Origin of the sequence: Virgibacillus salinus (assembly GCF_900102415.1) — a bacterium.
Taxonomy (GTDB): Bacteria; Bacillota; Bacilli; order Bacillales; family Amphibacillaceae; genus Lentibacillus; species Lentibacillus subterraneus.
Map to the genome: position 1 here is coordinate 338,220 of NZ_FNKD01000003.1, position 26,055 is coordinate 364,274.

The following is a 26,055-nucleotide window of genomic DNA, read 5'->3' on the forward strand; positions in this document are numbered from 1 at the left end:
CTTGCAAATAAGGCATGCAGCCATTTATGGTTTTGGGAAATGGGTTGATGACACAATTGACTTTTCAACTAGGCCATTTGTATGTGTGTATGGAGAGAATGAATCGGGAAAATCTACTTTACAGCATTTTATATTATTTATGCTATTTGGATTACCTCCAAAAAAACGGGCATATTTTCAACCCAAAACAAGCGGGAAAATGGGTGGAAGACTAACGATATTCGACACTGATTATGGTGAATTTACGATTGAACGGATTGATGGAACACAGAACGGGTCAGCTACTTGTTACACGGCAGATGGTCAATCCCATGGAGAGGATTGGCTGCAGGAACGGTTGAACGGTATGACACAAGCAACATACCAATCCATTTTTTCCTTTTCTGCTGCTGATTTAATGAATATAAGAAATATGAAGGAAGATGAACTTGGGGAAGTATTGCTTGGAGTAGGGTTGACTGGCTCTAAAAATATTTATGCAATCGAAAAGCAACTGGACAATAGAATCGGTGAACTGTTTAAACCTTTCGGAAAGAAACCTGAAATTAATCAGCAGTTGGAAACGTTGGATGACTTGTTCACCTCATTACAAAGTTACCAAGAGACAGAATCAACTTATCGGGATAAAAAATCAAGCGTATTATCTATTACTGACGCTATCGAAAGAAATCAAGATCAACTGGAAAAGGCGAAAAAGGATCTCATTCGTACTGAAAAGAAACAGCAGGCCCTTCCAATTATTAAAGCGTACCAACGTGAGAAGGAACAACTCGCTGCTTTTCCTGCTGATATGATATTCCCTGAAAATGGAGTTGAACGATTTAATACACTAAAGGAAAAATTACTGCCTTTAAAAAGTGAATTATCCGTACTGCAGGATAATCAGGCTAAATATACAGAAAAAAAGGATACGCTCCATTCTAGCTTGCATGATGAAGCCGTATATAAAAATGCAGAAGCAATTATCCAGCAAAAACAGCATTACTTAGAGAATAAAAGGGAACAAGACAAGCAAGATAAGTCAATAAAGAAAATAGATATACAAATTGAGACAGAATTAGACCATTTAAATATTGGGATTACACGTGAGGATTTAACTGGAATTATCCTCCCATTTCATATTGAAAAATCGTGGAATCAGCTTAAGAATGATTTGGATCAGCTAATGCTAACAGAGGAACATATACAACAGGAGTACAGGCAATTAAAGAAAAATCGTGATTATATAATCAGCCAGCAGTCTGAGCTCACTGACTCACTTCTCCAGGAAAACTATGTTAGTAAGTTATCGATACGAATAAATGATTATCAACATCAGGAATACCTAAAGAAAGCTAGAGAGGAAAATATTGAACAACAAAAAAACTGGAAGAAAGTAAAGGAGAAAAAAGAACGTCACACAAAACTATGGTTGATTGGAAGTGCTGTTGCTGCATTCCTCTTAAGTATTTTTGCGTTAATTCAGGGTCAGCCAGCATTATTTGGTGCGTCAGCTTTAATTCTTGCTGGTGGGATTATACAACAGGTAGTCAGCAGGAAATCCATGCTTGATATGGAAAGTATGTTGCAGAATAAGAAAGTAATCTCCGATCAGGTAACTGCTGAAGAAAGTTCTGAGGCAGAACAACTACTTGAAGCAAATGAACAAAAGAAAAACGAACTAGCTTCCATAAAGGATCGGTTGCGGTCAATTGATATTGAGTTGTTACAGTGGGAAGAAAAGAATAATGCCCTACAACAAAAGAAAGATCGTTTAAATAAGATGGTAATCTCTCAGCATGAGCAATATCCGTTTCTTAAGCAAATTGAGACAATGTATTGGCCTGAGTTTTTTCATACATTGAAACAGTTAATCAACTTTGATCGTGAAAGAAATCAATTAAAAAGGCAATTTGACACACTAGAGAAAGAAATGAATGATTTTCATGAGCAGCTTACTGCGTTTTACCAGGAAAGGAATTGGGAAACGAATAACACAGTTGAAGAAAAACTAGAAAAAATAGAGGAGCTATTGACTGAATATCAAAACGTAATTGGATTACTAGAACAATATGAAACGTGGATTACTGATAATGTCGATCAACAACGAGTGACGAAACAAAAAATGGACGTATATGAACAGGAAATAGCAGATTTAATTTCTTTTGCCAACACAGAAACAGAAGATGACTTTTTAAAACAAGCGAAACAATTTGAACAAAAGCAGAACCATGATAGTGAACTGAAACAGCTTAAAGCACAAATTGAACGAATTCTGCAAAATAAAGAAGATTTTAAAACGTTGCTGGAACAGGAAGGTATTCAGGAAAGTGAACTGGTAGTATACCAGGAACAAGGTACAGCGCAGATAGACAGACTCGAAAAAGAAATAGATAAGATGCGACAGGAACTCGCAGATATAGATGCAGACCTTTCAAATATGGAGTCCTCTGAGACGCACTCAGAAGTTTTACATCGATTTAATATGGAGCAGGAGCAACTGGAAAAATTAGCAGAAGAATGGTCTGTTTATAAAACTGCTAAAGAAATGTTAGTTGAAACAAAGCGTAATTACCGCGACAAATATATGGGGGTAGTAATTGAAAAGACAACAGCGTATTTTAGAGCACTGACAGCAAATAAATATAAACACATCTATGCTCCAAAAACCAACACTCCATTTCAGGTAGAATCTACTGATGGAATACGCTATCAAGCTCAAGAATTATCACAGGGAACAGTTGATCAACTTTATGTTTCTTTACGATTGGGAATAAGTGAAGTTATGAGTGAAAAACATCGCTTACCATTCATAATTGATGATGCTTTTGTCCACTTTGACTTGGAACGTACGAAACGGATAATAAAAATGCTGTCTGAATTTGCCAGGAACCAGCAAATTATTCTGTTTACATGTAAGAAAGATGTCGCGGATTTTGCAGGCTATACAAGCGTGATTAATCTGAGAAATTCTGTTAGCATAAATTAATCATTAATGATAAACTGTTTTCAGATAACTGAGTCGGAATTTGACATTACTTAAGGACGAATATTGCAATTGGAGGGAAATCCATTGCCTAATGAGAACACCTCAAAAGACATAGAAAAATATGAAGAAACAATTGAAAAGTTTATTCAGGTAATAGCTAGAAACATGAATTTATATGGAATTACTTCCTCTGTAGGACGACTATATGGTGTTTTATATTTTTCAAATCAGCCAATGACATTGGATGATATGCGCGATGCATTAGAAATGAGTAAAACCAGTATGTCCACTGGAGTCCGTGCTTTATCTGATATGAAAATGGTTGAATCTACATTTAAAAAAGGAATACGAAAAGATTTATACCAATCTGAAGAAGACTGGTACAAGTCGTTTACGTCGTTATTCGGAAACCGTTGGCGTCAGCATACGGAAACAAATATTGAGGAGGCGGACGAGGCGATTGCAGAGTTAAATGAGATTTTACAAGAAACTGGTGATAACGATCTAAAGCGTAAGATTCATCAGGATATTGACCGGCTTCGATATGCACAAAATTATTATGAGTGGTTAATGCAAGTTATTCAGTTAATCGAATCAGGAAAGATTTTTGAATATATTCCAAAAAATGATAAATGAAGGCAGTTTTCTAAAAGATTGTTGCTATTAATATAAACTGCGATACAACTATGGGAATCCGATAGTTAACAATTAGTGAGGCTCTCTATCTACGCAGTTTTGGAATATACTCGCTTTCACCGCTCCGGGTACCAAGGCGACATCTGCTCAAGCTGAAGCTTTCACAGTATCTTCTTAGCCCTGGGCACACCACGAGCCTTCTTGCTCGCAAAAACATTCACGTCTTGTGAGCAACAAATTTTACCAAAAGAGCCTAAATTAAAAACACCGAAAAGAGATGGACATAAAAGTGGCGTAACACCTGTAATGCCTTTGTCGGTCTCTTTTGGTCTACGGGGAGGATTATGATGAAGAACGGAATAGGGAATTATAGTATTGGTGATGCTTTTGAAGATTTTATCTTAATAAAGGAAGCCTCTCGTGGAGTTACAAGTAACGGAAAACCGTTTCTTACTTTAATTTTACGTGATGCAACTGGTGAGATAGAAGCCAAGCTTTGGGATACCAATAAAGAAGATGAGGAAATTTTTGTACCAGAACAGATTGTGAAACTTACTGGAGAAATCAATCAGTTTCGAGGGAAAGCACAATTAAAAATTACTTCTATTCGGCCGGCGCAATCAACTGATGGTGTACAGGTATCTGACTTTGTGGCGAAGGCTCCAGTTGCAAAAGAAGTTTTAATGGAAAAATTAACAGAAACTATTTTTGAAATGAAAAATCCATATATGCAGCGAATCGTTCGTGCTTTTATTAAAAAGTATCAGGAGGCACTCTTAACATATCCGGCTGCAAGCAAGAATCATCATGAATATGTATCAGGCTTAGCACATCATATTGTAAGTATGCTTGCGCTGGCAAAAGAGCTGCATAAATTATACCCGGAGTTAAATAAAGACTTATTATACGCTGGCATTATATTACACGATCTTGGTAAACTTAAAGAATTATCTGGTGTTGTTACAACATCATATACAATTGAAGGAAAATTACTGGGGCATATACCAATGATGGTGGAGGAAATAGGACATATAGCTAAGGAACTGCAAATTGAAGGTGAAGAAGTCCTGATATTACAGCACCTGGTATTATCACATCACGGGAAAGCAGAGTGGGGGAGTCCTAAACCTCCATTAGTTCGGGAAGCAGAGCTATTACATCTAATCGATTTGATAGATGCAAAAATGAATATGCTAAATCGTTCGCTGGATAAAGTTAAACCAGGGGAATTCACAGAGCGAATGTTTGCAATGGATAATAGAGCATTCTATAAACCACTTTTCGAAGAGAACTAAGGAGTAGGTCATTTTTTTGCTGCTTTGTTCATATACATCTGATAGATTGATGGACAAGGAGGGCTAAATCGTGATAGTTGGAGTACCTTGGTGGGTTTTTATGCTTATTATTTTTATTTTTCTTAGTGGTTATATGGCTTTTAGAGCAATGCGTGCTGAAAAGCAACTGGAACACCAATTTATTGAACGTGAAGGCAAAATCTATATGGATCGCTTGGAAGAGGAACGCAAACATAAACAAGATAGGGAGCAGCATGTATCCCAATAAAAGACGGCTAGTCCATCATTGGTATGGACTAGCCGTCTTTGTATTATCCTTGAGGATTACTTGGTTGAGAATTAAGGATATCTTCTAATCCTTCTACTTTAATATCAACTTCAGCATCCTCAATTAATTTATTAATTTTCTCTCTTGCTTTTTGTGGATCCATACGCTGGTTTAAGATACTGCGACGAATGTCCTGTTTATTATCTTCAAATGATCCGATATCTTCTTCTTTTTCACGCTTGTCCGTCACTTTAATAATATGGAAACCATGTTCTGTTTTGACTGGTTCGCTAACTTCACCGACCTCCATATTGTAGGCGGCATCTTCAAATGCAGGTACCATTTTACCACTTGAGAAGTATCCAAGTTTTCCACCATCTTCTGCATTGGAAGTATCTGTTGAATATTCCTTAGCCAACTTGGCAAAATCTCCTCCATTAGTTAACTTCTGTTTCACTTCATTTGCCGTTTTTTCATCTTCTACTAAAATATGCTGTGCCTGTACTTCTGTTTTCATACGCTCATATTGTTTTTTAAGATCTTCTTCTGTAATCTCGATATCTTCTGCTACAGCTGCTTCCTGTAGGAGACTAATACGTAGCATCTTCCGGAACGCCTCTTCATCTTTGAAACCTTGTTGCTGTATTGCTTGTTGAAACTGATCACCTAATTGGTCCTTTACACTTTTTAGCTCTTTATCTACTTCTTCTTCGGACACATCATATTTATCATTTAATACTTCGACAGTTACAAGTTGCTGCAGTACACTAGCACCATTACTATCCTTTAATTCCTGATAAAATTCTTCTTTTGTAACGTTTCCAGCATTTGTTTCTGCAACAACTTCTGAATTGCCGCTTTCATCAGAATTACATGCCGTCATGCCTAAAATAGTAGCTGAAAGTGTGACAGCGATTGCTAATTTTTTCATGTGTGAACACTCCTAATCATTTTGTTTCAATAAATTTTAAAACTATTGCATTAATATAACACTTTTACTGCAAAAAAAATAGGTAGTAATTATTTATACTCAGGTTATTACAGTCAACACTTTTACGTAAGAAGTTATTAGCAATATGAGAACCATGATATTAATGACTCGGAATACTGTAGATTGCTTTTTTTCTTTCATCTCCATTTTCATGCAAAATTGATGTGTTAGAGAATTAAAAACTAATAATATAAACACTGCATAAACAGGAAAAAGAATACTCATATAAAAAACCCCCTTAAGAAGCATACAACATAATTCATACTTAACTGTATCAAAATATGAACTTGATGAACAGTATTAAATCGTTTATTTCTAAGAACAAAAGCGTAAGCGCCTGTTCAGCGCTGTATGGACTGTGCTCAGCGCTGCGGGTAGGTCGACGTTGCCGCGCAAAGCGGCGGTCTTAGTCGATCTTCCTATTCCCTGAGATTAGATGAACTTGACTTATCGCCAATGATGGCGAAAGTCAAGATGAATCTTATGCTTGGAAAGCGAAAAGGATACACGAAGAGCGTAAGCTGCCCCACAGGACGTGGGGTAGTTCGACGTTGCCACAGGATGTGGTGGTTTTAGTCGAACATCCTTTATTTCTTATCGTAGACACGGGGAGGGAAGTCCACTAGGCGCTAGGCACTGGCCGGTGAGAACGCCATGTCCTGTGGCGTCACCGGCACTAGTACGTCCTGTACGTCGGAGCTGGACGTGGCTGATTCGGAAGTCCAGTTATCCACAGCATATAGTACGCTAGATAATTAAAAAGGACCTGACACTTTATGTCAGATCCTCTACAAATTAATTTTGTGTTTTCACTAAAATTGCAAATTCATCATTACTATTCTCGACATAGGATAGTTTAGGTGCTTTTGAAATATTGATTAAATATAAAAAGTCCGTAAAAGTCATTGCTATATGGATCGATGTTAATAATAGAAAGTATACATAATAATCGACGAACATATAGGTTGCCATTCCAGCTGGTATCGTAATGAACAATGTTGGTGCAATTGCGACTAGTAAAGAAACTTTTTTTGTTAATGGTTTTTTTGTATAATAATTAATAATAGGAAAGAATAAGTTTTTTCGCTTATAGGTTAATTTTACTCGTTTATACATCATAATTAATGGTAAGATATGCATAAACGAATGAACTGTTGGTAAAAAGAGCAATGCTATAATTAATGGAATAATCCCAAATTCGTTTAAATTTACTGTACCGTGTATAATTGAAAATGGTACATATAGAAATACGAATGATACTAGGCCAATCAAAAATGATAGAAGATATAACCTATTTATTCCATAGTCTTTATTAAAATTAATGGTTTTCCAGCAATTCATTTTTGATCCCTCCAGTAAAATAGCTCGCTAAAATCATGACCAATCCTTCAAGCATAATAGTACGTTTCACCATAAAAAGCAATAGTTTTTTTGTAAAAAAAATAGCCTTTTTTTATAACCCTTATCATGACTGATGTGCCAAGGGATAAAAGAGTTAAAATAAATTATTTTGGGAGGTCATTTTTATTGGAACATTTAGATCAAAATGAAGCAACGGCCTTTCATCTTTGTTTATTAGCAAAAGTTATTAATATTGAGCAGTTTCCTTTTATTAAGTTGCTTATCCAAAAAGATATTTCACGAATGGAATTTGAAGAGACAATGGAGCTTTTGAAAATGTTGGATAGTCAATTCGAGGAACAAAAAGAAGAAGGTTTTTTGAATTTTACTAGTTTACTTGTTCACTTCGCTGGAATGCTTAGTGAAAAGCTGTATCCAAATGAAACAATTTATGCTTTAAAAAAAGAAGGATACTATCCTTCTTTATTGAATGAATTTATACGGATTTTAGAAGAAAATGAAAAATAAAGTTTAAATATTAACCTTGGCCCATGTTTTGAAATGATGATTCTACCTGTTTGTGAAAATTTATTATCTTTAGTAGCTTTTCATATGTATCGGGTTCATGTTCCGTTCCGTGTTGCTTAAGTTTTTTAATTATCTCTTCTAGCGAATCTTTCTGATGGTTAACTGCATCGAACCATTTATTTACGTAAAAACTCATGAAATTTTTAAAAAGCTCAGTATTGGCTTCATATAAATCCTTACGTACTCCTTTCTTCCATACAAGAGTTACAAGGTTTAAATCAGACAAACTTCGGATACTAGTACTCATAGAGGTTTTACTTTTACCTAATCCGTCACTCATTTCATCTAGTGTCATTGGTTTTTCTACTAGGTACATATAAGCAAATAGTCTTGATTCCAATGGAGTTAAACCAAACATTTCGATTGTTTTGGCGAATTCTATTAATATTTTATTTGTTAAGTTTTCTGTCGATGGTTCAAACATAAAATCCTCCTTGCACACTGCTACATAAAGGTTACACTAAAGTTAATTTTATTTAAAATTAGTGATTGGACAGTAAATAGGAGGAAATGGGAGAAATATTAAGAATGAGCGCGCAAAACTTTATACAGAATAAACTGTACGAAAAATATATACAAAATTAATGGTACTTAATGTTTGAAATATAGCTGTAATATATATATAGTATTACAAGTGAGTGATGCTGTTCGGATCTAATTATTTTAGAAATCAGTTTCATAAAATACATGTGTGTAGAGAAACTAAGAAAAAAGTAGTAATACAAATTTCCTGGTTGATAACGGGAAGGTATCATTTGAAAGAGAGAGGTGAATGTTGTGCCTGTAATTGATGTTAAAGGCTTATCAAAAGTGTTTGGCAGAAACCCTAAACAAGCTTTAAAGCTTTTGGATGAAGGGGTGTCAAAAGACGAGATTTTGAAGAAAACCGGTAATACAGTCGGGGTTAATCGCGCTACTTTTTCTGTAGAAGAGGGCGAAATATTTGTTATTATGGGTTTATCTGGTAGTGGAAAGTCAACCTTAGTAAGATTAGTTAACCGGTTAATTGAACCTACTGAAGGTAGTGTTCTAATCGATGGTGATGATCTAGCAACAATGGATATGAAGTCACTGCGCAAAATTCGAAGAGAAAAGTTAAGTATGGTTTTCCAACGTTTTGCATTGTTTCCCCATAAATCTATTTTGGAGAACGCAGAATTTGGGTTGGAAATTCAAAATGTTCCTGCCGAGGAAAGAAAGAAAAAGGCACAGGATGCATTAGAAATGGTCGGACTAGGTGGGTATATCCATCAATCTCCAGGACAATTATCTGGTGGTATGCAACAACGTGTCGGATTGGCACGTGCTCTTGCTAACGATCCTGAGGTTCTACTAATGGATGAAGCTTTCTCAGCTTTAGATCCACTTATTCGTAAAGAAATGCAGGATGAACTTATTGACCTGCAGGAAAGTATGCAAAAAACAATTTTATTTATCACACATGACTTAGATGAAGCATTAAGATTAGGTGACCGTATTGCATTAATGAAAGATGGTTCCATCGTTCAAATTGGGACACCAGAGGAAATCTTGGTTAATCCAGCAAATGATTATGTAGAAAAGTTTGTTGAAGATGTGGACCGTTCAAAAGTATTAACCGCACAAAATATTATGAAACGTCCTGAAACTATAAACATAGAAAAGCATGGTCCGCGTGTTGCTTTAGAGCGTATGCGTGAGGAAGGCCTCTCAAGTATCTTAGTGGTTGATGGCAAACGTAATCTTAAAGGTTATGTAACAGCTGATGATGCGTCTGAAGCGAGAAAGAATGAAGTACGTGATATTAAAGAAATATTGCGCACTGATATTGAAAAAGTGGATAAAGAAACTTCTATGAATGAGATATTTAATGTTATTCATGACTCACCAGTTCCGGTTGCAGTCGTTGAAAACGATAAACTTGTTGGAATTGTTGTCCGTGGAGCTGTTATAGCTGCACTTGCTGGAGATGGCGAGGTGAATATAGGAGATGCTTAATAACATATTAGAATTCGTACCGAAGATAAAAATAGCACAAGCAACAGAATGGTTTACTGATCTGATTACAGATACATTTGCATTTCTGTTTGATCCAATTAAAGAGCATTTTGGTGAATTTATGGAGTGGTCTGCAGATACTTTAATCCTTATTCCACCTGTAATTATTATTTTAGTTGTAGCCATAATCGCATTCTTTATATCAGGTAAAAAACTCGGTTTGGCAGCATTCAGTGTTGTAGGGTTATGGCTGATTTATAATCAGGGATTCTGGGAGCATCTGATGAATACATTTACATTGGTTTTAATATCAAGTATTTTATCAGTAATTATTGGTGTTCCTTTTGGTATATTAATGTCTAAGAGTAAAGCTGCGGAAGCGATTATCACACCAGTACTCGATTTCATGCAAACAATGCCAGCATTTGTTTACTTGATACCTGCAGTTGCGTTTTTCGGTATAGGAATGGTGCCAGGTATATTTGCATCATTAATATTTGCAACACCACCGACAGTGCGTTTCACGAACTTAGGTATTCGTCAGGTTTCCAAAGAACTGGTGGAGGCGTCTGATGCATTCGGTAGTACCGGGGCACAGAAGTTATTTAAAGTAGAATTACCAATGGCTAAGGCAACTATTATGGCTGGTATTAACCAGACAGTTATGTTAGCTTTATCAATGGTAGTAATTGCATCTATGATTGGTGCACCTGGACTTGGAAGAGAAGTTCTATCGGCACTGCAACGTGCACAAGTTGGAACAGGATTCGTAGCAGGTATTGGTATAGTAATACTTGCAATTATTATTGATCGATTCACACAAACAGTGAATTCGAAGAGTGATTAAGTTGGTACCTTTTCTTACGAAGAGTTTCCATATATAAATAATAGTAAAAGGGGAGTTTTATAGTTATGTTAAAATTTAACTGGAAACGTCTAGGCATTGCTGCCGGACTTTCATTATCATTAGTAGCTGCAGGTTGTGGCTCTGATGGCGAAACAACAGACGACGGAGGATCCGATGATAGTTCAGCTAAAGTCGGTGAAGGTAAAGAAATTGAATTAGCTTATGTAGAATGGGACACTGAAGTTGCATCTACAAATGTTGTTGGAAAGGTGTTAGAAGACCTTGGATATGATGTTGAATTAACACCACTTGATAACTCAGTAATGTGGGAAGCTGTTGCAAACGGAGAAGCAGACGCTATGGTTGCAGCATGGTTACCAGGAACACACGCTACACAGTATGAAGAGTATTCAGACCAATTGGAAGAGCTAGGTGTTAACTTAGAAGGCGCGAAAATTGGTGCAGTTGTACCAGAATACATGGATGTTAACTCTTTGGCTGATCTTGATTCACAGGCTGATAAAACGATCACTGGTATCGAGCCTGGAGCTGGTGTTGTAGCAGCTACAGAAGACGCTGTAGAGACATATGACAATCTAGATGGATGGGAAGTTCAAACATCCTCAAGTGGTGCAATGGCAACTGCTCTAGGTGAAGCAATCGAAAACGAAGAAGAAATTATTGTTACAGGTTGGTCTCCACACTGGAAATTCCAAAAATATGACTTAAAATATTTAGAAGATCCAGAAGGTGTATATGGTGATGCTGAAACAATCGAAACAATGGCTCGTAAAGGACTTAAAGAAGATCTACCAAACGCATACAAAGTACTAGATGCCTTTAAATGGGATTCTGCTGACATTGAAAGTGTAATGCTATCAGTTCAGAATGGTACTCCTGTTGAAGAAGCAACCGCAACATGGGTTGAAGAAAACCAGGATAAAGTAGATGAATGGACTTCTGAAGTAGAATAAAACAAAACTAAAGGCTGATACTAAAATGTATCAGCCTTTAGTTTTAGTAGCAGGGTATGGCAGTACTCTATCTGTATAAATAGTACAACTATTTTAGTTTCCACTAATATTGGCATTTACAAGTTTTCTAAGCAAAATTGATAAGAAGGAGAGGATTAGAGGCATGATCAAAAACAATCGTAGATGGACAAAATTAACATTTATTTTGGGGCTTTTAGCAATACTTATTGCGGCTGGATGTGGATCTGGCGGTGACAACGAGGGTAATGCAGGCAATAATGAAGAGAATACAGGCACTGAGGGCGAAACTAATTATGGTGAAGCAATAGAACATACAATTACCGGTATAGAGCCGGGAGCAGGGATATCAGTAACAACAGAGAAAGCAATTGAAGAGTATGATTCGTTGAGTGGATGGGAAGTAAACTTATCTTCCACTGCTGCAATGGCGTCAGAACTGGATAAAGCAATTAAAGACGAAGAGCCAATCATTATTACTGGCTGGAACCCACATTGGACATTTGCCAAATACCCAGATATGAAGTATTTGGATGACCCTAAAGGTATATACGGTACGGAAGAAGTAATTAAGACTATTGCCAGACAAGGCCTAAAAGAGGAAAAGCCAAACGCTTACAAATTAGTTGACCAATTTAAGTGGGATGTAAAAGATATGGAGAGCATTATGTATGAATCACAAGAAACTGGCGACGACATTGAAGCAGTTGCCAAGCGCTGGGTAGAAAATAATCAGGATAAGATTAGCGACTGGACGAAGGGAGTCGAAGAAGTTGATGGAGAGTCATTTGAACTTGTATCAACACCTTGGGATTCCGAACGTTCTTCAGCGTTTGTGATGAAAGCTGTAATGGAGAAATTAGGTTATGATGTCACGGTTACACCAGTAGATGTTGCAGTTGTATTTGAATCAATTGCAAATGGTGATGGTGATGCAACACTTGCTGCTTGGATGCCAGTAACGCATAAAGATTTTTATGATAAGTACTCCGATCAATTTGAAGATCTTGGTGCAAATCTTGAAGGCGCAAAAATCGGTCTAGTTGTTCCGTCTTATATGGATATAGAGTCAATAGAAGATCTGGAACCTGCAGAATAGAAAAACAGGCTATCAACCTTGATAGCCTGTTTTTTCATTCTTTTTTAAGTTTAGTTTCTAAATCTTTCAAGCTTGATTCAATTTGTTCTAAATATTCATGGATATTTTCTCGATGGGGTTCAACAGTACCTTTCCACTCCTCAACAGATCTTTTCATTTCCTGAGTTAGTTCTTTGATTAGGGCAGCACCTTCTTTTGAAGTTTCTGAAATTTGCTTTTTCAAACGCAGTCCATCAAGTTTAATATTTTCAAGCATACTTTTCCATTCCATACTTTGTTCTTTTGCACGATAGCGAAAGTCTCTTCCTGATGAAGGTGTACTCAGTAAAGTTGCTGTGGCACTGACAGCTCCCCCAACCATAATCCCGAGAATTAGTGATTTTCCGTTTGCCATAGAGAATACGCTCCTTTCAACTCTTGGTATATCTTTTCCTTTTTTGAGGTTACTATGAAACATGTTTTTTTAAGCAGTTAGGAAAGTATAAAAATTTTCTTACTGCATAAATCCTCTGACAATCTGTGCCAGAGGATCAATATAGCATTAATTAACACAATAATATTATATCAAATAGTAGGCGAAATAAAAAGTACTAATTTTCAGATATATCAATTAACCGTTTAGACTTCTAAACCAATCTCTTTTGCAATTTGCTGCAGGTCCTCTGGCGTGTAGACCTTTTCATGTGTTACCCATTTTGATGAAAATCCGTCACTGTCACCGTAGCGCGGTATGATATGAATATGTAAATGGAATACCGATTGATCTGCAGCTTTTTCATTGTTATTTAAAAGATTCATCCCGATTGGCTTATAGGCTTTTTTGATTGCGTTTGCGATTGTTGGAATTCTTGCAAATAGCGAACTTGCAACCTCTGGTGGAGTTTCATAAATGTTCTTTGTGTGTATCTTTGGTATCACTAGCGTATGCCCTTTTGTTACCTGGCTAATATCAAGGAATGCGTAGACATATTCATCTTCATAAACTTTTGCTGATGGGATCTCTCCATTTAAGATTTTGCAAAAAATACAATCTTCATGCGGCATGCAAATCACTCCTAATCATTTTACTTTATTGTATATAGGAATAGGGTATAATGTAAAGCTATTGCAATTAAATAAACAGGTCAGGCCCACGCTAATGGACCTGCCTGCTTTAAGAAGTATGAGGATGCTATACACTCTAACGTTGGGGACTTTGTAATTAATGTTAAATCGCATGCTGCTACTTAACGTGATTACAAAAAACCTTTTTGTCAGCATCTCAAAGTAATTGAGACGCCCTGGCAAAAGGGTTTATTTCATTAGATTGTCAATCACAGAATTATCGATCACAAACACCTCATTTGTGTGCAATACGAAATTTTATGATAGTGTTAGATCCTCATGACTTCATTTGTTAGTGTGAACGGATTAAGAAATTTTATACACAATTTCTGTCGAAAACTGGTGAATAGTTTGTTTTGGCTTTGCTCGGTAAACATGGTAAAATTTTAGCTAAGTGAATACTAGGAGGAAATCTCGTGGAACCTTTGTTACATATTGATAATCTGTATGGTGGTTATACACATAAAAACGTTCTGCAAGGCATTTCATTTAATGTCTTTCCAGGCGAAATTGTAGGGCTTATTGGTTTGAATGGTGCCGGAAAAAGTACCACAATCAAACATGTTATTGGCTTAATGCATGCAAAAAAGGGCAAGGTTGCTGTAAATGGCAAAACTTTTCAGGAAAACAGGACAACTTATCGGAATCAAATGGCCTATATACCTGAGATGCCGATTTTATATGATGAGTTAACATTATATGAACATCTTCAGTTGACTGCAATGGCTTATAATATACCTGAAGATGTATTTGAAAAAAGACTGCCTCCATTATTGAATGAATTTCGAATGGAAAAAAAATTAAAATGGTTTCCTGTTCATTTCTCAAAAGGGATGCGCCAAAAAGTAATGATTATGTGTGCTTTTCTAATTGAACCGCCATTATATATTGTTGATGAGCCGTTTGTTGGGCTGGATCCGCTTGGGATTAAGTCTTATTTACAACTAATGGATAAGATGAAGGCCAATGGTTCAGGGGTGCTGATGTCAACACATATTCTTGCAACCGCAGAGCGTTATTGTGACCGGTTTGTAATTTTGCATGATGGCGAAATTCGGGCAATTGGCACGTTGGATGAGCTGCGGCAGAAATTCAACATGCCTGCGTCAACACTTGATGACTTGTATGTGCAATTAACAAAGGAAGATAGCCATGTTTAATGCACATGAATTTTTCAAGAAACGGTTTGCTGCGCATATTAAGGAGACAAGCCGCTATTTACGTTATATTTTCAATGGGCATATTGCTTTTGCAATGCTATTTTTTGTTTCAGCTCTTGCCTATTATTATCAGCAGTGGTTAACAGCACTTCCGGAAAATTTTCCTACAGCAATTATTATCGGTGCTGTATTTGGGCTTCTAGTTAGTTATAGTCCGGTCAGGACATTATTAAAAGAACCAGATTTAGTATTCTTAATAACTGCTGAAAATAAAATGGGGCCCTACTTTCGGAATGGAATTTTCTACAGCTTCGTTATTCAGCTATATTTAATCTTACTCTTAGGAGCTATGTTTGGTCCGTTATATTCTGCTACATATCCTGATCGTGCTGGCAAGGTCTATTTATTAACGTTGCTTGTTGTTCTAGTTTTCAAAGGCTGGAACCTAATGGCGAATTGGTGGATGCTGAAAATACGCGAACCGGGAATTCGTCAGGTTGATTTGCTCGTACGAACCCTATTAAATATTGCTGTATTTTATTTTATCATTCAAGGCGAAATGCTGTTAGCGGGGGTTACGACATTATTATTTACACTTGTGTTTCTATATGATTTAAATATTTCAAGAAAACAGGCAGGTATTTTGTGGGATTTATTGGTTGAAAAAGACCGTAATCGCATGCATTCTTTTTACCGGCTGGCAAATATGTTTACCGATGTCCCGCATTTGAGAAATCAAGTTAAAACCAGACATTGGCTCGTATCACTTATTAATAAGGTGCCTTTTGCCAACAAGCATACATTTGATTATTTATATCGAATTACCTTTATCCGCAGTGGTGATTATCTGGGTATGTATTTTCGTTTGATTTTTATTGGCGGATTATTTATTTACTATGTACCAAATATATGGATGAAGTTAATTTTCGCCCTGTTATTCTTGTATATGAGCAGTTTTCAAATGATGACACTTTATCATCACCATCGGACGATTATGTGGTTAGACTTGTACCCTGTCGACTTGGAGATTCGTCAAAGATCAATGGTGAAATTGCTTTTTCAATTAACAGTTATTCAAACTGTGATTTTCGCTCTATTATTTTTAGGGATGGGTGAGTTAATTGGGGTGCTGGCTGTTCTGGTTGTGGGGATAGTATTTAATTATCTATTTATAAACGGTTATGTGAAAAAGAAGATGAAATAATAAATACCCTTCAATTGTTGAAGGGTATTTATTATTACTTTTGATAATCAAAATAGGCTTGAATTAATGTCTTGGCTGCCACTGGTAATGCGCGTTCTTCAATATCAAATTTTGGATGATGATGCGGGAATTCATTACCTTCCTTTTGAGCCCCTGTGAAAAAGTAAGCACCAGGCTTTTTCATTGTATAATACGCAAAGTCTTCGCCACCCATGACAGGCAGTACTTCCTCAGCAGTATGAATTTCCTCGATTTTTTCACCAGCCTTCAGGACAAGTTCAGCTTCCTCAGCATGGTTAACTAGTGGTGGATAGCCTTTTACATAATCGAATGAATAGGAAGCGTCACTCGAAACACATACTCCTTTGATTACTTTTTCCATTTCTTCTATGACTTGCTCTTGGACAGCTGTATTTAAAAATCGTACCGTGCCGACTATCTTTGCTTTATCTGCAATAACATTAAATGTCGTACCTGCTTCAAATACACCAATTGTAAGCACTGCCGTTTCCAGTGGGTCTAATCGTCTGCTTACAATTTGCTGAAGCTGTGTTATCAGCTGTGAACCGATTACAATAGCATCCTTTGTTTCATGAGGATATGCACCGTGCCCACCTTGACCATGAATCGTTATTGTGAAGCGGTCTGTCCCAGCCATAAATACATCTTTGGTCGTTTGCAGCACACCGAATGGGGTAGTGGCCCAAAGATGTGTTCCAAATACTGCATCAACATGATCAATTGCACCAGATTCAATAATTGGTTTAGCCCCACCTGGTGCATACTCTTCAGCATGTTGATGCAGGAAGACGATTGTTCCAGGCAAATCCTCTTGGAAGGACATCATTGTTTTTGCGAGCATGAGCAATGTAGCAGTGTGTCCATCATGTCCACACGCATGCATCACGCCATCTACTTTTGACTTATATGGAACATCTTTCTCATCCTGGATTGGCAGGGCATCAAAGTCTGCTCTTAATGCAACAGTTTTGCCAGGCTTACCACCTTTTAATGTAGCAATGACACCGTTTCCGCCAACGTTCGTCTGGTATGGGATTCCTAGTTTTTCATAGAAGTCTGCGATATATTGTGCTGTTTTTGTTTCATGAAAAGAAAGTTCTGGATACTGATGCAGGAAACGTCGGATTTCAACCATTTCCGGGTAAAGCGCATCAAGTTGTTTATGTATTTCATTTAGCAAAATAAAAACTCCTCTTATATTTTCTAATTATTATAACATTTTTAGGAGCAGGTTGAATAGTTTTGTTGAGAATGAGATGAAGTGAGCGGTGTATCAACAGAAGGAGCGGGTGTATCGACAGAAGGAGCGCGAACATCAACAGAATAGCGAGAACATCAACAGAAGAGCGCGATCATCAACTGGTTACATGTGCAATTAAAAAAGGTTGCCTCTAATTTGAGACAACCTTACTGGATTATGATGAAAATCTTGGGTCTTTTAATAACCGTTCAACTTCTTCTTTATGATGTGTTTCATCAGCTATCATGTCTTCGAGTTTAACAACTAACTCGGTATAGCCTAATTCGTCTGCTTGTTTTTTACGTTGTTCATAGCGTTCGATGGTGTCTTTTTCTGAGTTAAGTGTTGCCTCCAATAGGTCTTTTACTTCAGTAGGCTGCGGAATATCTGCTGACTTCGTTGTTGGTGTACCGCCGAGTGTACTGATTTTTTCTGATAAGTATAGTGCATGCCCCATTTCATCGTTGATTTCCGCCTCGAAAAATGGTTTCAATGCAGAACGATATAACCCGTACACAACTGAAGCACTATACGTATATTGGATTGCTGCTCCATATTCATTTGCAAGGTCTTCATTTAGACCATCAATTAAATTTTGTAAATCTTTATTCATAGCATATCGCAACCTTTCATATGATTTTTATCTATATAATTACATTTCCCTATTCCATTTTTTTAAAACGTTAAGTAAGGTATTATGGGATAAGGAGGTTATTTACGTGTGGAATAAACGGAATTATATTATTATTTTTTTATTTTCGATTGTCATTATAACCTTAGGTACTTGGGTGACGCGGATTCTTACTGGACAAACCTTGTATGTTGATCGGCTGACACGTGGAGTTGTTGAAAAATTTGATGACTCCAGTGTTTATACGTTTTTCCGCTGGACGACAGAACTGGGATCTGAAGAGTTTTTAGTGCCGTTCACAATCATTATTACCCTTATGTTATGGTGGATTTTTCGTGACTGGCTGCCGGCATTGGTTTTTGGAATAGGAACGCTTACTAGCCATGGCTTGAACATATTGATAAAAAAACTTGTTGAGCGGGAGCGCCCAAGTATTCTCGTTGCCGCCAATGCTGAAGGGTATAGTTTTCCATCCGGGCATGCGATGATATCGATGGTTTGTTATGGTTTGCTGGCGTATTTTATTACGAAGAATCTTACATCTGCAAAAGCCACTTTTGTGGTTCAATTCCTGTTTGCGCTACTAATTTTTCTGATTGGAATAAGCAGGTATATGATTAATGTGCATTATTTAACAGATGTACTCGCTGGTTTTATATTTGGATTTATTTTTTTAGTAGGTTTAATTTATTTATACGAACTAATACGTAATCGCAGGTTTAAGATTCAGTCTTAAGACGGAGACAAAAACAATCCAGAGACTATTATCTTTCGAGATACCACTTAGTAAAATAGAAGTAAGTTAAATCAGAGGGAGTTTTCGAAATGGAGGCTGTATCGCACAATCAAGTTACACAGGAATTTAAAAATCGTAATTTTTTATATTCATTTATTGCAGCTATGTTTTTATCAATAGGTTATTTTGTTTATGTGATTGGTGTTGACAGCTTAAAAAATAAAACAATTCTAAGCTATCGAAAGAGAGAAAGAGGTGTGCAAAATGAGGAATAGTTTTTTGCGGTCTTTTGTAGCAATTATGCTTATTTTAGTAGGGGCAGCATTAGTTTTATCTAATATAGGAATTATTGATTTTAATATGAATAATGCCTGGATTTATATTTATCCAGTTCTATTTATTATTTTTGGTCTAAAGTGGATGCTTGATAAAATAAGGTATCAAGGAGGAAGCTGGATTTTTGGATCATTTTTCTTTATTTTTGGTTCACTCTTACTGTTTGACCGTTTTGAACTAATTGAATTTACCTTTAATGATGTGTATAAATTGTGGCCGCTGCTAATTGTTTATATTGGATTTTCTTTTATAGGTAATTCTCAAAAGCGAAGCAAGTGGAATATCAAATGGGATAAAAAATGGTCTAAAAGGAATAAAGTAAAAGGCAATTATGACAGCAGTTTCTTCTCAATTGGCGAACATGAGTTTAATCAGCCTAACTGGAAAGTAGAGCCGATGAACCTTAAAAGTATGGCTGGGGATTTTTATCTCGATTTTTCAAAAGCATTTATTCCAGAAAAAGAAATTCCAATTACCATTAACTCGTTGGCCGGTGATGTTCATATTCTAATTCCTGAGAATATTGAGTTTCGTGTTGATGCTTCTGTTAAGGCAGGAGAAATTGATATAGCCGGGAGAAAGGCGGAAGGAATCAATAGACATCTAATGCACGAAACTGTTGATTACGAAACAGCAATAAAAAAACTGGATATTCTACTTGATTTGAAGGCAGGTTCCATTCGAGTTGTTACGGTTTGAAAGGGGAACGAATAAATGATGAAAAAATTTAGCAGTATCCGTTACATGTATATTCGTTCTCATTTATATGCGGTTTTTCTAACAACGGTTATTCTTTTATCTGTATTATTGTCGATACATGTCCTGGTAAGTCCAGACTGGCTTTCTGCAATGAGCATATTTGTATTTATTTTGCTGTATGTTTTATTAGGTCTTGTAATTTCTGTTTATGCCGGTTTTAAATCAAGTGGCGAAATAAAAGAACGGTTGGATTATTTATCTGTATTGATTACCCAATTTGCGAATGGAAACTATCAATCACGTGTCTATTTTAATGAAAGTGACGAGGTTACGAGAATTAGTAATGAGATGAATGAACTTGGCGAAAAATTGCAAAACCAGGTGAAGTCATTACAACGAATGGCTGATGAAAAAGCCGATTTTGCCAAGTCGTCACATAAGGCTGCAGTCATTGAAGAAAGACAGCGATTAGCTCGTGATCTGCATGATGCGGTCAGTCAGCAGTTATTCGCGATAACCATGATGTCTGAAGCGGCTTTGAAGCAGTTGGATATTGATTCTGAGGTAGCTAAGACACAACTAAGAGATGTCGCTGATAGCGCGTTGAAGGCACAGACTGAGATGCGTGCACTATTATTGCATTTACGACCTGTTCATTTATCCGGGGAGCCTTTGCCAATTGGGGTAAAGAAGCTAATTGATGAACTGAAACAAAAAACGAATATGAATTTTACGGTATCGATTGATGAAGATATTGAATTGTCCGAAACCACGGAAGAGCATGTTTTTCGTATAATTCAGGAATCATTATCAAATACACTCCGTCATGCCGCTGCATCAGAAGCTAAAATAAAAATTTTTATAAGAGCAAATGAGTTATTTTTGCATATCAGTGATAATGGAGAAGGGTTTAATGTGGATGAAGATACGAACCGTAAAACTTCATATGGATTGAAAACGATGAGGGAGCGAAGCGAGGAACTAGGTGGAACGTTCACGATCCGTTCAATTCAAGGTGAAGGAACATATTTGGATATCCGCATTCCTTGTTAAATTAGGAGGAGAAAAATGATAATTCGTGTAGTAGTAGTAGATGATCATGAAATTGTGCGTAAAGGGATAGTAGCCTATTTGCAGACAGAGAGTGACATTGAAGTTGTTGGTGAAGCTTCTAGTGGCAATGACGGTGTCGATTTGATTTTACAAACAAAACCAGATGTTGTTCTAATGGATCTGATGATGGAAAATGGTTCAGGAATTGAAGCAACGGCAAAGGTAATGAGAGAGTTTCCAGCATGCAAAATTATTATTCTAACAAGCTACTATGATGATAAACAGGTGTTCCCTGCAATTGAAGCGGGGGCGTTCAGTTATATTTTAAAAACTTCTTCAGCATCCGAAATTGCAGATGCAGTTAAAAAAGCTGGAGCTGGCAAAAATGTAATTGAGCCAAAGGTTGCTGGGAAAATGATGACCAGTTTTCGGACAGAGCAAAGGAAAGCACACGATGAACTGACGGAACGTGAGCTTGAGGTACTTTTGTGTATCGGTGATGGCCTTACCAATCAGGAAATTGGCGATAAACTTTATATTGGGATTAAAACAGTAAAAACACATGTTAGTAATATACTATCAAAACTGGACGTTCATGACCGTACACAAGCAGCAGTATATGTTCACAAAAATGACATAGTTAAACAAGAGGATTAGAATTATGTAATCCTCTTTTTTGATTTTTTATTATAGAGTCTTGTATAATTCTTATGTATGATAAATAAAGGAGTACGCGAACATGGACAATACAAAATCAAATGAAACATTATTAATGCTTGTTTGGGCTCAGGCACTTCTTGCGCTATTGGGTAGCTTGTTCTTTTCTGAAGTAATGGGGTATGTCCCATGCGAATTATGCTGGATACAGCGAATATTAATGTACCCGTTAGTGATTATCTATGGTGTAGCAGCTATCAAAAAAGATATAGCAGTTGCATTGCCAGGGTTAATCTTAAGTGGAATTGGCTTGTTAGTTTCAATCTATCATTATCTAATTCAAAAATTGCCAGCGTTGCATGAAGCTGGTGGGTCTTGTGGAGCAGTTCCATGTAATACGCAATACGTTAATTATTTTGGATTTGTTACGATTCCTTTTCTAGCTGGAATTGCGTTTATTGTAATTTTTGTTCTACATATTATAATTATCAAACAAGATGGGAGGAAGTAAGATATGCAAAAGAAAATGCTAATTATATTGGCTTCAATACTAGTTTTGTTTATTGCACTTTACTTTGTGATTGATTATAAAAACAACCAGGCTATGGGCGATAATGAAAACCCTTATGGAAAAGATAACTTGCATCAAGCAACAATTGATCAGCTTGATGATCCTGATTATCAGAATCAAATCACCCCTGATAACTTGGAGGAAAAGTTGGATAACGGAGAGGACGTAACCGTGTATTTTTATGATCCAACATGTCCACACTGTAAGCGTACTACACCAATACTTGCCCCACTGGCTGAGGACATGGGCGTTGATATGAAGAAATTAAATGTATTGGAATTTGAAGATGCATGGAGTAATTATAGTATCCAAAGTACCCCAACACTTGTTCACTTTGAAGATGGAGAAGAAGTAGATCGAGTGAATGGATCGCAATCGGAAGAAATGTTCAGAGCGTTTTTCAATGAGTATGCAGTAGATGGAAATGAAGAAGCTAGCTAGGGTGGTTACCCCAAGCTAGCTTTTTTATTGAGTGTATAAGTATAGCTAACGTATTCAGCAATAGAGCCCTTGGCGGATGACAAATTTTTATCTTCACAGTTGATAAACTGTGAAAGTTAACTAAAGGTAACCGATTTGTAGTCTTTAGTGAGGCACCCTGACCACACAGTTGGAATATACTCGCTTTCACCGCTCCGGGTACAAAGGACGTCGCGTACTTAAGCTGCCTCGCTCGTAAAGAACGCACCCTGTGAGGTTGAAAATCTCTTTACATGGTGCTCATACTCCTCAATCATCCAGGTTTATCATCCGATAGCTTGTTATGAATGGTCTGTCTGCAAAATATGCAGGTGGTTTTGTACCACCGTCTTTATGGGCTTTTTTAAATTGGTCCGAGTTTTTCCAGTTTTCAAAGTCATCCTCTGAGGCCCATTGTGTCAAGACAACGTAAGTATTACCTTTTTTCGGCTTTAACAAACGAAATGCTTGGAATCCAGGCATTGAGTCCACATTCTGTTGTCGTTGCTTGAACCGGTCTTCGAAAACTGCTGTACCTTCCTCGGTAACAGGGATGTTATTCATGACAACAAAGCCACTGTCTTGTAAATCTCCATTTTTGATAATTGCCTCATACGATCTTCCTGCTGAGAAAATGCTTTTACTGCTAGCTTCATAATAAACTAACGTGCTAGAGTCCCCGCTCATATAATAAAAATCAATAGCTGGATGGTCGTCTCTGAGTTTTTTTAGAAAATCAAATGTCCCATTCGTCATATATGCATTCATAGTATACCCCTTTCTTTCTTTTCATTTTAACATACCCTATTTTTTGCCTCATACTCAATTAAAATAATTATTAAGTAACAGTAAGTATTATTCCTTTTTTAATGACGAATTTTGTCGTATAATAAAGTGTGTGTGCAATAAATATAGAGGTGAATAAATGCATAAATCCAAGAGCTCTATAAGAAAGAAAATGAAATGGCTGTTGATTTCGTCCGCTTTTATTTTAATTGTTGCAATAATAGGATATACGGCTATTTTATTCGGTGGAAACCTTGTTGTCGATGAAGAAGAATTAATACTGGATGCAACGACAACAATTGAAACTAGTGATGGGAATATAATTGGTAAATTATATAATGAAAATCGAATTCCGGTAAACATAGAAGAAATTCCAGGCCATGTAACGGAAGCTTTTGTAGCTGTCGAGGACAGACGTTTCTATGATCATGGAGGTGTGGATTTTCAATCGGTTGTGCGAGCGGTCTATCGTGATATTATAGCTATGGCAAAAGTGGAAGGTGCAAGTACCATCACGCAGCAGTTAGCAAAGAATCTGTTTTTGCATAATGATAAAACATGGATGCGTAAAACCAAAGAAGTGATGGCTGCAATACATCTGGAACGTAAATATTCTAAGGATGAGATTTTGGAGTTATACTTAAATGAAATTTATTTTGGACAAGGTTTATATGGAATTGAGACTGCCTCACAAACGTTCTTTTCGAAGTCAGTCAAGGATCTTAATGTGACGGAAGGTGCGCTATTGGCTGGTCTAGCTAAAGCGCCCAATGGATATTCGCCAGTTGATCACCCTAAGAAAGCAAAAGCACGAAGAAATGTTGTCTTAAAAGCGATGGATGATACAGGCAAGATTTCGACTGAGAAGCGTATGAGTTCTCAAGGTAAGACATTAGGATTAAAAGTGAAGAAAAATAAACCAAATCCATGGACAGATAGCTATAATGATTTAGTGTTACAGGAAGCTAAAGAAGAATATAATTTGTCGAATAATGAGTTAAAACGCGGTGGATATCGAATTGTTGTAAATATGAATGAAAAGGCGCAACAAATCGCCTATAAAAAATTCAAAAATGGGGACTATTTCCCAGGAAATACGAAGGGTGTTCAAGGCGCTTTCGTCATGATGGAACAGGATTCGGGAAAAATCGTTGCTGCTATTGGCGGCAGGGATTATCAGCTAGGTGATTTGAACCGAGTGACTGTTAATCGTCAGCCAGGTTCAACGATGAAACCAATTGCAGTATATGGACCGGCTATGATGCAGGAAGCATATCAACCATATACGTTAATACGTGATCAAAAAATGGAAATTAATGGATATACCGCAACGAACTATGACGGTAATTATGAGGGAGCTGTATCCATATTTGAAGCATTAATAGAATCAAAAAACGCTTCTGCAGTTTGGCTTTTGAATGAATTGGGGGTATCCAATGCAAAGGACTACTTAACTAAAATGGATATTACAGTCCCTGATGAAGGTCTTGCTATTGCGCTGGGTGGACTTTCAGAAGGTCTGACCCCTTTAAAAATGGCTGAAAGTTACACTTCATTCGCTAGAAATGGGGAAACTATTGATTCATTTGCAATCGACAAAATATATGACAAGCAAAACGAAGTTATTTTTCAAGGTGAGGCAGCTACAACCGACGTATTCAGCCCACAAGTGGCTTGGAATATGACATCGATATTAACGGAAGCTGTTAACGAGGGGACAGCAAGTGCAGGTGAATATTCAAAGGCGTTAGCTGGAAAAACGGGTTCAACCCAGCATCCGCATGTTGCTGATGAAGTAAAGGATGCATGGTTTGTTGGATATACCCCACAATATGTAAGTGCGCTTTGGATGGGGTATGATACTTCAGATAAAGAGCATTACTTAACTGGCGGCAGTGAATATCCAACAAAACTTACGAAGGCGATTCTATCTGAACTGGACAAAGAGCAAACTCTTACAGCTACTTTTAAAAAGCCTGAAAATGTTAAGGATTTACCAAAACCGATTAAATTACCTGAAGAAGTGGTATTAAATGGGGACTATTCCTTTGGCGGATTTTCATTATTTAAAGGAAAGCTGCAGTGGACCCCGGCTAAAGACGATCGGGTTGTTTATCATATTTACCAGGAAAAAGAGGGTGTTGATGAACGAATTGGTAAAGTCGAAGAGAAAAACGAATTTACTGTTAATAATATAAGTATTTTTAAAGCTACCAGCTATTATGTTGTACCGTACGATCCCTTGACTAAACGGGAAGGGAATAAATCAAATACCGTAACTTTGTCAATGTAATTTAGACAAATTGGTGACAATCCTTGTGGTTTGCTATACAGTGGGATGGGAAAAAGCTATAGTAAATAGTAGATAGTTGACCTTAAGTGGGTAAAATGGCAGT

27 protein-coding genes are annotated in these 26,055 nt (G+C 36.8%); 19 read left to right on the top strand and 8 right to left on the bottom strand.

All coding sequences use genetic code 11. The annotated features are described in order from the left end of the window. Position 1 precedes the first annotated feature (1 nt). The 4 genes from BLS02_RS13700 (at position 2) to BLS02_RS13715 (ending at position 5,167) form a co-directional block, all read left to right on the top strand. Positions 2–2,968 (top strand): ATP-binding protein, encoded by a 2,967-nt coding sequence (locus tag BLS02_RS13700; protein ID WP_175559500.1) that lies wholly within the window; start codon positions 2–4, stop codon positions 2,966–2,968. A gap of 84 nt (positions 2,969–3,052) precedes the next feature. After that, entirely contained in the window at positions 3,053–3,604 is a 552-nt protein-coding gene (locus BLS02_RS13705) for a GbsR/MarR family transcriptional regulator (RefSeq protein ID WP_092493591.1), read from the top strand. Positions 3,605–3,951: 347 nt separating this feature from the next. Next, positions 3,952–4,899, top strand: a complete 948-nt coding sequence (yhaM, locus tag BLS02_RS13710) for a 3'-5' exoribonuclease YhaM (RefSeq protein ID WP_092493592.1) — start codon at positions 3,952–3,954, stop codon at positions 4,897–4,899. Positions 4,900–4,969: 70 nt separating this feature from the next. Beyond that, entirely contained in the window at positions 4,970–5,167 is a 198-nt protein-coding gene (locus BLS02_RS13715) for a sporulation YhaL family protein (protein ID WP_092493593.1), read from the top strand. A gap of 43 nt (positions 5,168–5,210) precedes the next feature. Here the strand turns inward: BLS02_RS13715 and BLS02_RS13720 are convergent, their stop codons facing one another. Both BLS02_RS13720 and BLS02_RS13730 read right to left on the bottom strand, forming a co-directional pair. Continuing rightward, the gene (locus tag BLS02_RS13720; RefSeq protein WP_092493594.1) at positions 5,211–6,098 is read right to left on the bottom strand and encodes a peptidylprolyl isomerase; all 888 of its coding nucleotides are present in this window, start codon (positions 6,096–6,098) and stop codon (positions 5,211–5,213) included. Between the two features lie 855 nt (positions 6,099–6,953). After that, on the bottom strand, positions 6,954–7,499 hold the full coding sequence (locus tag BLS02_RS13730; protein ID WP_092493596.1) for a DUF3267 domain-containing protein: 546 nt from the start codon (positions 7,497–7,499) through the stop codon (positions 6,954–6,956). A 186-nt stretch (positions 7,500–7,685) separates the two neighbouring features. Between BLS02_RS13730 and BLS02_RS13735 the strand changes: the two genes are divergently transcribed. Then, positions 7,686–8,027 (top strand): DUF1878 family protein, encoded by a 342-nt coding sequence (locus tag BLS02_RS13735; protein WP_092493597.1) that lies wholly within the window; start codon positions 7,686–7,688, stop codon positions 8,025–8,027. A gap of 10 nt (positions 8,028–8,037) precedes the next feature. On the opposite strand, the gene BLS02_RS13740 is transcribed toward BLS02_RS13735, so the two are convergent. Next, positions 8,038–8,511, bottom strand: a complete 474-nt coding sequence (locus BLS02_RS13740; RefSeq protein WP_092493598.1) for a GbsR/MarR family transcriptional regulator — start codon at positions 8,509–8,511, stop codon at positions 8,038–8,040. 353 nt (positions 8,512–8,864) lie between these two features. Between BLS02_RS13740 and BLS02_RS13745 the strand changes: the two genes are divergently transcribed. The 4 genes from BLS02_RS13745 to BLS02_RS13760 all read left to right on the top strand — a co-directional run bounded on the left by BLS02_RS13745 (position 8,865) and on the right by BLS02_RS13760 (position 13,002). After that, on the top strand, positions 8,865–10,064 hold the full coding sequence (locus BLS02_RS13745; protein WP_092493599.1) for a quaternary amine ABC transporter ATP-binding protein: 1,200 nt from the start codon (positions 8,865–8,867) through the stop codon (positions 10,062–10,064). Next, positions 10,057–10,911: an ABC transporter permease gene (locus tag BLS02_RS13750; RefSeq protein WP_092493600.1), complete on the top strand. Its 855-nt coding sequence runs from the start codon at positions 10,057–10,059 to the stop codon at positions 10,909–10,911. The genes BLS02_RS13745 and BLS02_RS13750 overlap by 8 nt, the downstream gene beginning before the upstream one ends. A 65-nt stretch (positions 10,912–10,976) precedes the next feature. Continuing rightward, the gene (locus BLS02_RS13755; RefSeq protein ID WP_092493601.1) at positions 10,977–11,885 is read left to right on the top strand and encodes a glycine betaine ABC transporter substrate-binding protein; all 909 of its coding nucleotides are present in this window, start codon (positions 10,977–10,979) and stop codon (positions 11,883–11,885) included. A 163-nt stretch (positions 11,886–12,048) separates the two neighbouring features. Further along, complete coding sequence (locus tag BLS02_RS13760) at positions 12,049–13,002, top strand: glycine betaine ABC transporter substrate-binding protein (RefSeq protein WP_092493602.1); 954 nt, start codon at positions 12,049–12,051, stop codon at positions 13,000–13,002. A 34-nt stretch (positions 13,003–13,036) separates the two neighbouring features. On the opposite strand, the gene BLS02_RS13765 is transcribed toward BLS02_RS13760, so the two are convergent. Further along, on the bottom strand, positions 13,037–13,396 hold the full coding sequence (locus BLS02_RS13765) for a YtxH domain-containing protein (RefSeq protein WP_092493603.1): 360 nt from the start codon (positions 13,394–13,396) through the stop codon (positions 13,037–13,039). A gap of 224 nt (positions 13,397–13,620) precedes the next feature. Further along, entirely contained in the window at positions 13,621–14,046 is a 426-nt protein-coding gene (locus tag BLS02_RS13770; RefSeq protein WP_092493604.1) for an HIT family protein, read from the bottom strand. Positions 14,047–14,522: 476 nt separating this feature from the next. Here BLS02_RS13770 and BLS02_RS13775 point away from each other — a divergent pair, with 476 nt between their 5' ends. Together BLS02_RS13775 and BLS02_RS13780 are read left to right on the top strand one after the other, a co-directional pair. Further along, complete coding sequence (locus BLS02_RS13775) at positions 14,523–15,266, top strand: ABC transporter ATP-binding protein (RefSeq protein WP_092493605.1); 744 nt, start codon at positions 14,523–14,525, stop codon at positions 15,264–15,266. Next, positions 15,259–16,470: an ABC transporter permease gene (locus BLS02_RS13780; protein ID WP_092493606.1), complete on the top strand. Its 1,212-nt coding sequence runs from the start codon at positions 15,259–15,261 to the stop codon at positions 16,468–16,470. The genes BLS02_RS13775 and BLS02_RS13780 overlap by 8 nt, the downstream gene beginning before the upstream one ends. A 34-nt stretch (positions 16,471–16,504) precedes the next feature. Here the strand turns inward: BLS02_RS13780 and BLS02_RS13785 are convergent, their stop codons facing one another. Further along, positions 16,505–17,671, bottom strand: a complete 1,167-nt coding sequence (locus tag BLS02_RS13785; protein ID WP_092493607.1) for a M20 family metallopeptidase — start codon at positions 17,669–17,671, stop codon at positions 16,505–16,507. 235 nt (positions 17,672–17,906) lie between these two features. Further along, entirely contained in the window at positions 17,907–18,344 is a 438-nt protein-coding gene (locus tag BLS02_RS13790) for a ferritin-like domain-containing protein (protein WP_092493608.1), read from the bottom strand. Positions 18,345–18,450: 106 nt separating this feature from the next. Here BLS02_RS13790 and BLS02_RS13795 point away from each other — a divergent pair, with 106 nt between their 5' ends. From BLS02_RS13795 to BLS02_RS13825, 7 genes are all read left to right on the top strand, one after another. Continuing rightward, positions 18,451–19,098 (top strand): phosphatase PAP2 family protein, encoded by a 648-nt coding sequence (locus BLS02_RS13795; protein ID WP_092493609.1) that lies wholly within the window; start codon positions 18,451–18,453, stop codon positions 19,096–19,098. Positions 19,099–19,187: 89 nt separating this feature from the next. After that, positions 19,188–19,373 (top strand): hypothetical protein, encoded by a 186-nt coding sequence (locus BLS02_RS13800; RefSeq protein WP_092493610.1) that lies wholly within the window; start codon positions 19,188–19,190, stop codon positions 19,371–19,373. Beyond that, a complete protein-coding gene (liaF, locus tag BLS02_RS13805; protein WP_092493611.1) occupies positions 19,363–20,133 on the top strand; it encodes a cell wall-active antibiotics response protein LiaF in 771 nt (256 codons plus the stop codon). Before BLS02_RS13800 ends, liaF begins: the two co-directional genes overlap by 11 nt. 15 nt (positions 20,134–20,148) lie before the next feature. Then, a complete protein-coding gene (locus BLS02_RS13810; RefSeq protein ID WP_092493612.1) occupies positions 20,149–21,186 on the top strand; it encodes a sensor histidine kinase in 1,038 nt (345 codons plus the stop codon). An 18-nt stretch (positions 21,187–21,204) separates the two neighbouring features. Then, positions 21,205–21,843 (top strand): response regulator transcription factor, encoded by a 639-nt coding sequence (locus BLS02_RS13815; RefSeq protein ID WP_092493951.1) that lies wholly within the window; start codon positions 21,205–21,207, stop codon positions 21,841–21,843. A gap of 82 nt (positions 21,844–21,925) precedes the next feature. Continuing rightward, the gene (locus tag BLS02_RS13820) at positions 21,926–22,354 is read left to right on the top strand and encodes a disulfide oxidoreductase (RefSeq protein WP_092493613.1); all 429 of its coding nucleotides are present in this window, start codon (positions 21,926–21,928) and stop codon (positions 22,352–22,354) included. A 3-nt stretch (positions 22,355–22,357) separates the two neighbouring features. Then, the gene (locus BLS02_RS13825) at positions 22,358–22,855 is read left to right on the top strand and encodes a thioredoxin family protein (RefSeq protein WP_092493614.1); all 498 of its coding nucleotides are present in this window, start codon (positions 22,358–22,360) and stop codon (positions 22,853–22,855) included. Between the two features lie 288 nt (positions 22,856–23,143). Here BLS02_RS13825 and BLS02_RS13830 read toward each other — a convergent pair whose 3' ends face one another. Next, entirely contained in the window at positions 23,144–23,641 is a 498-nt protein-coding gene (locus BLS02_RS13830) for an antibiotic biosynthesis monooxygenase family protein (protein ID WP_092493615.1), read from the bottom strand. 157 nt (positions 23,642–23,798) lie between these two features. Here BLS02_RS13830 and BLS02_RS13835 point away from each other — a divergent pair, with 157 nt between their 5' ends. Beyond that, complete coding sequence (locus BLS02_RS13835) at positions 23,799–25,952, top strand: transglycosylase domain-containing protein (RefSeq protein WP_092493616.1); 2,154 nt, start codon at positions 23,799–23,801, stop codon at positions 25,950–25,952. The last annotated feature ends 103 nt before the right edge of the window (positions 25,953–26,055 follow it).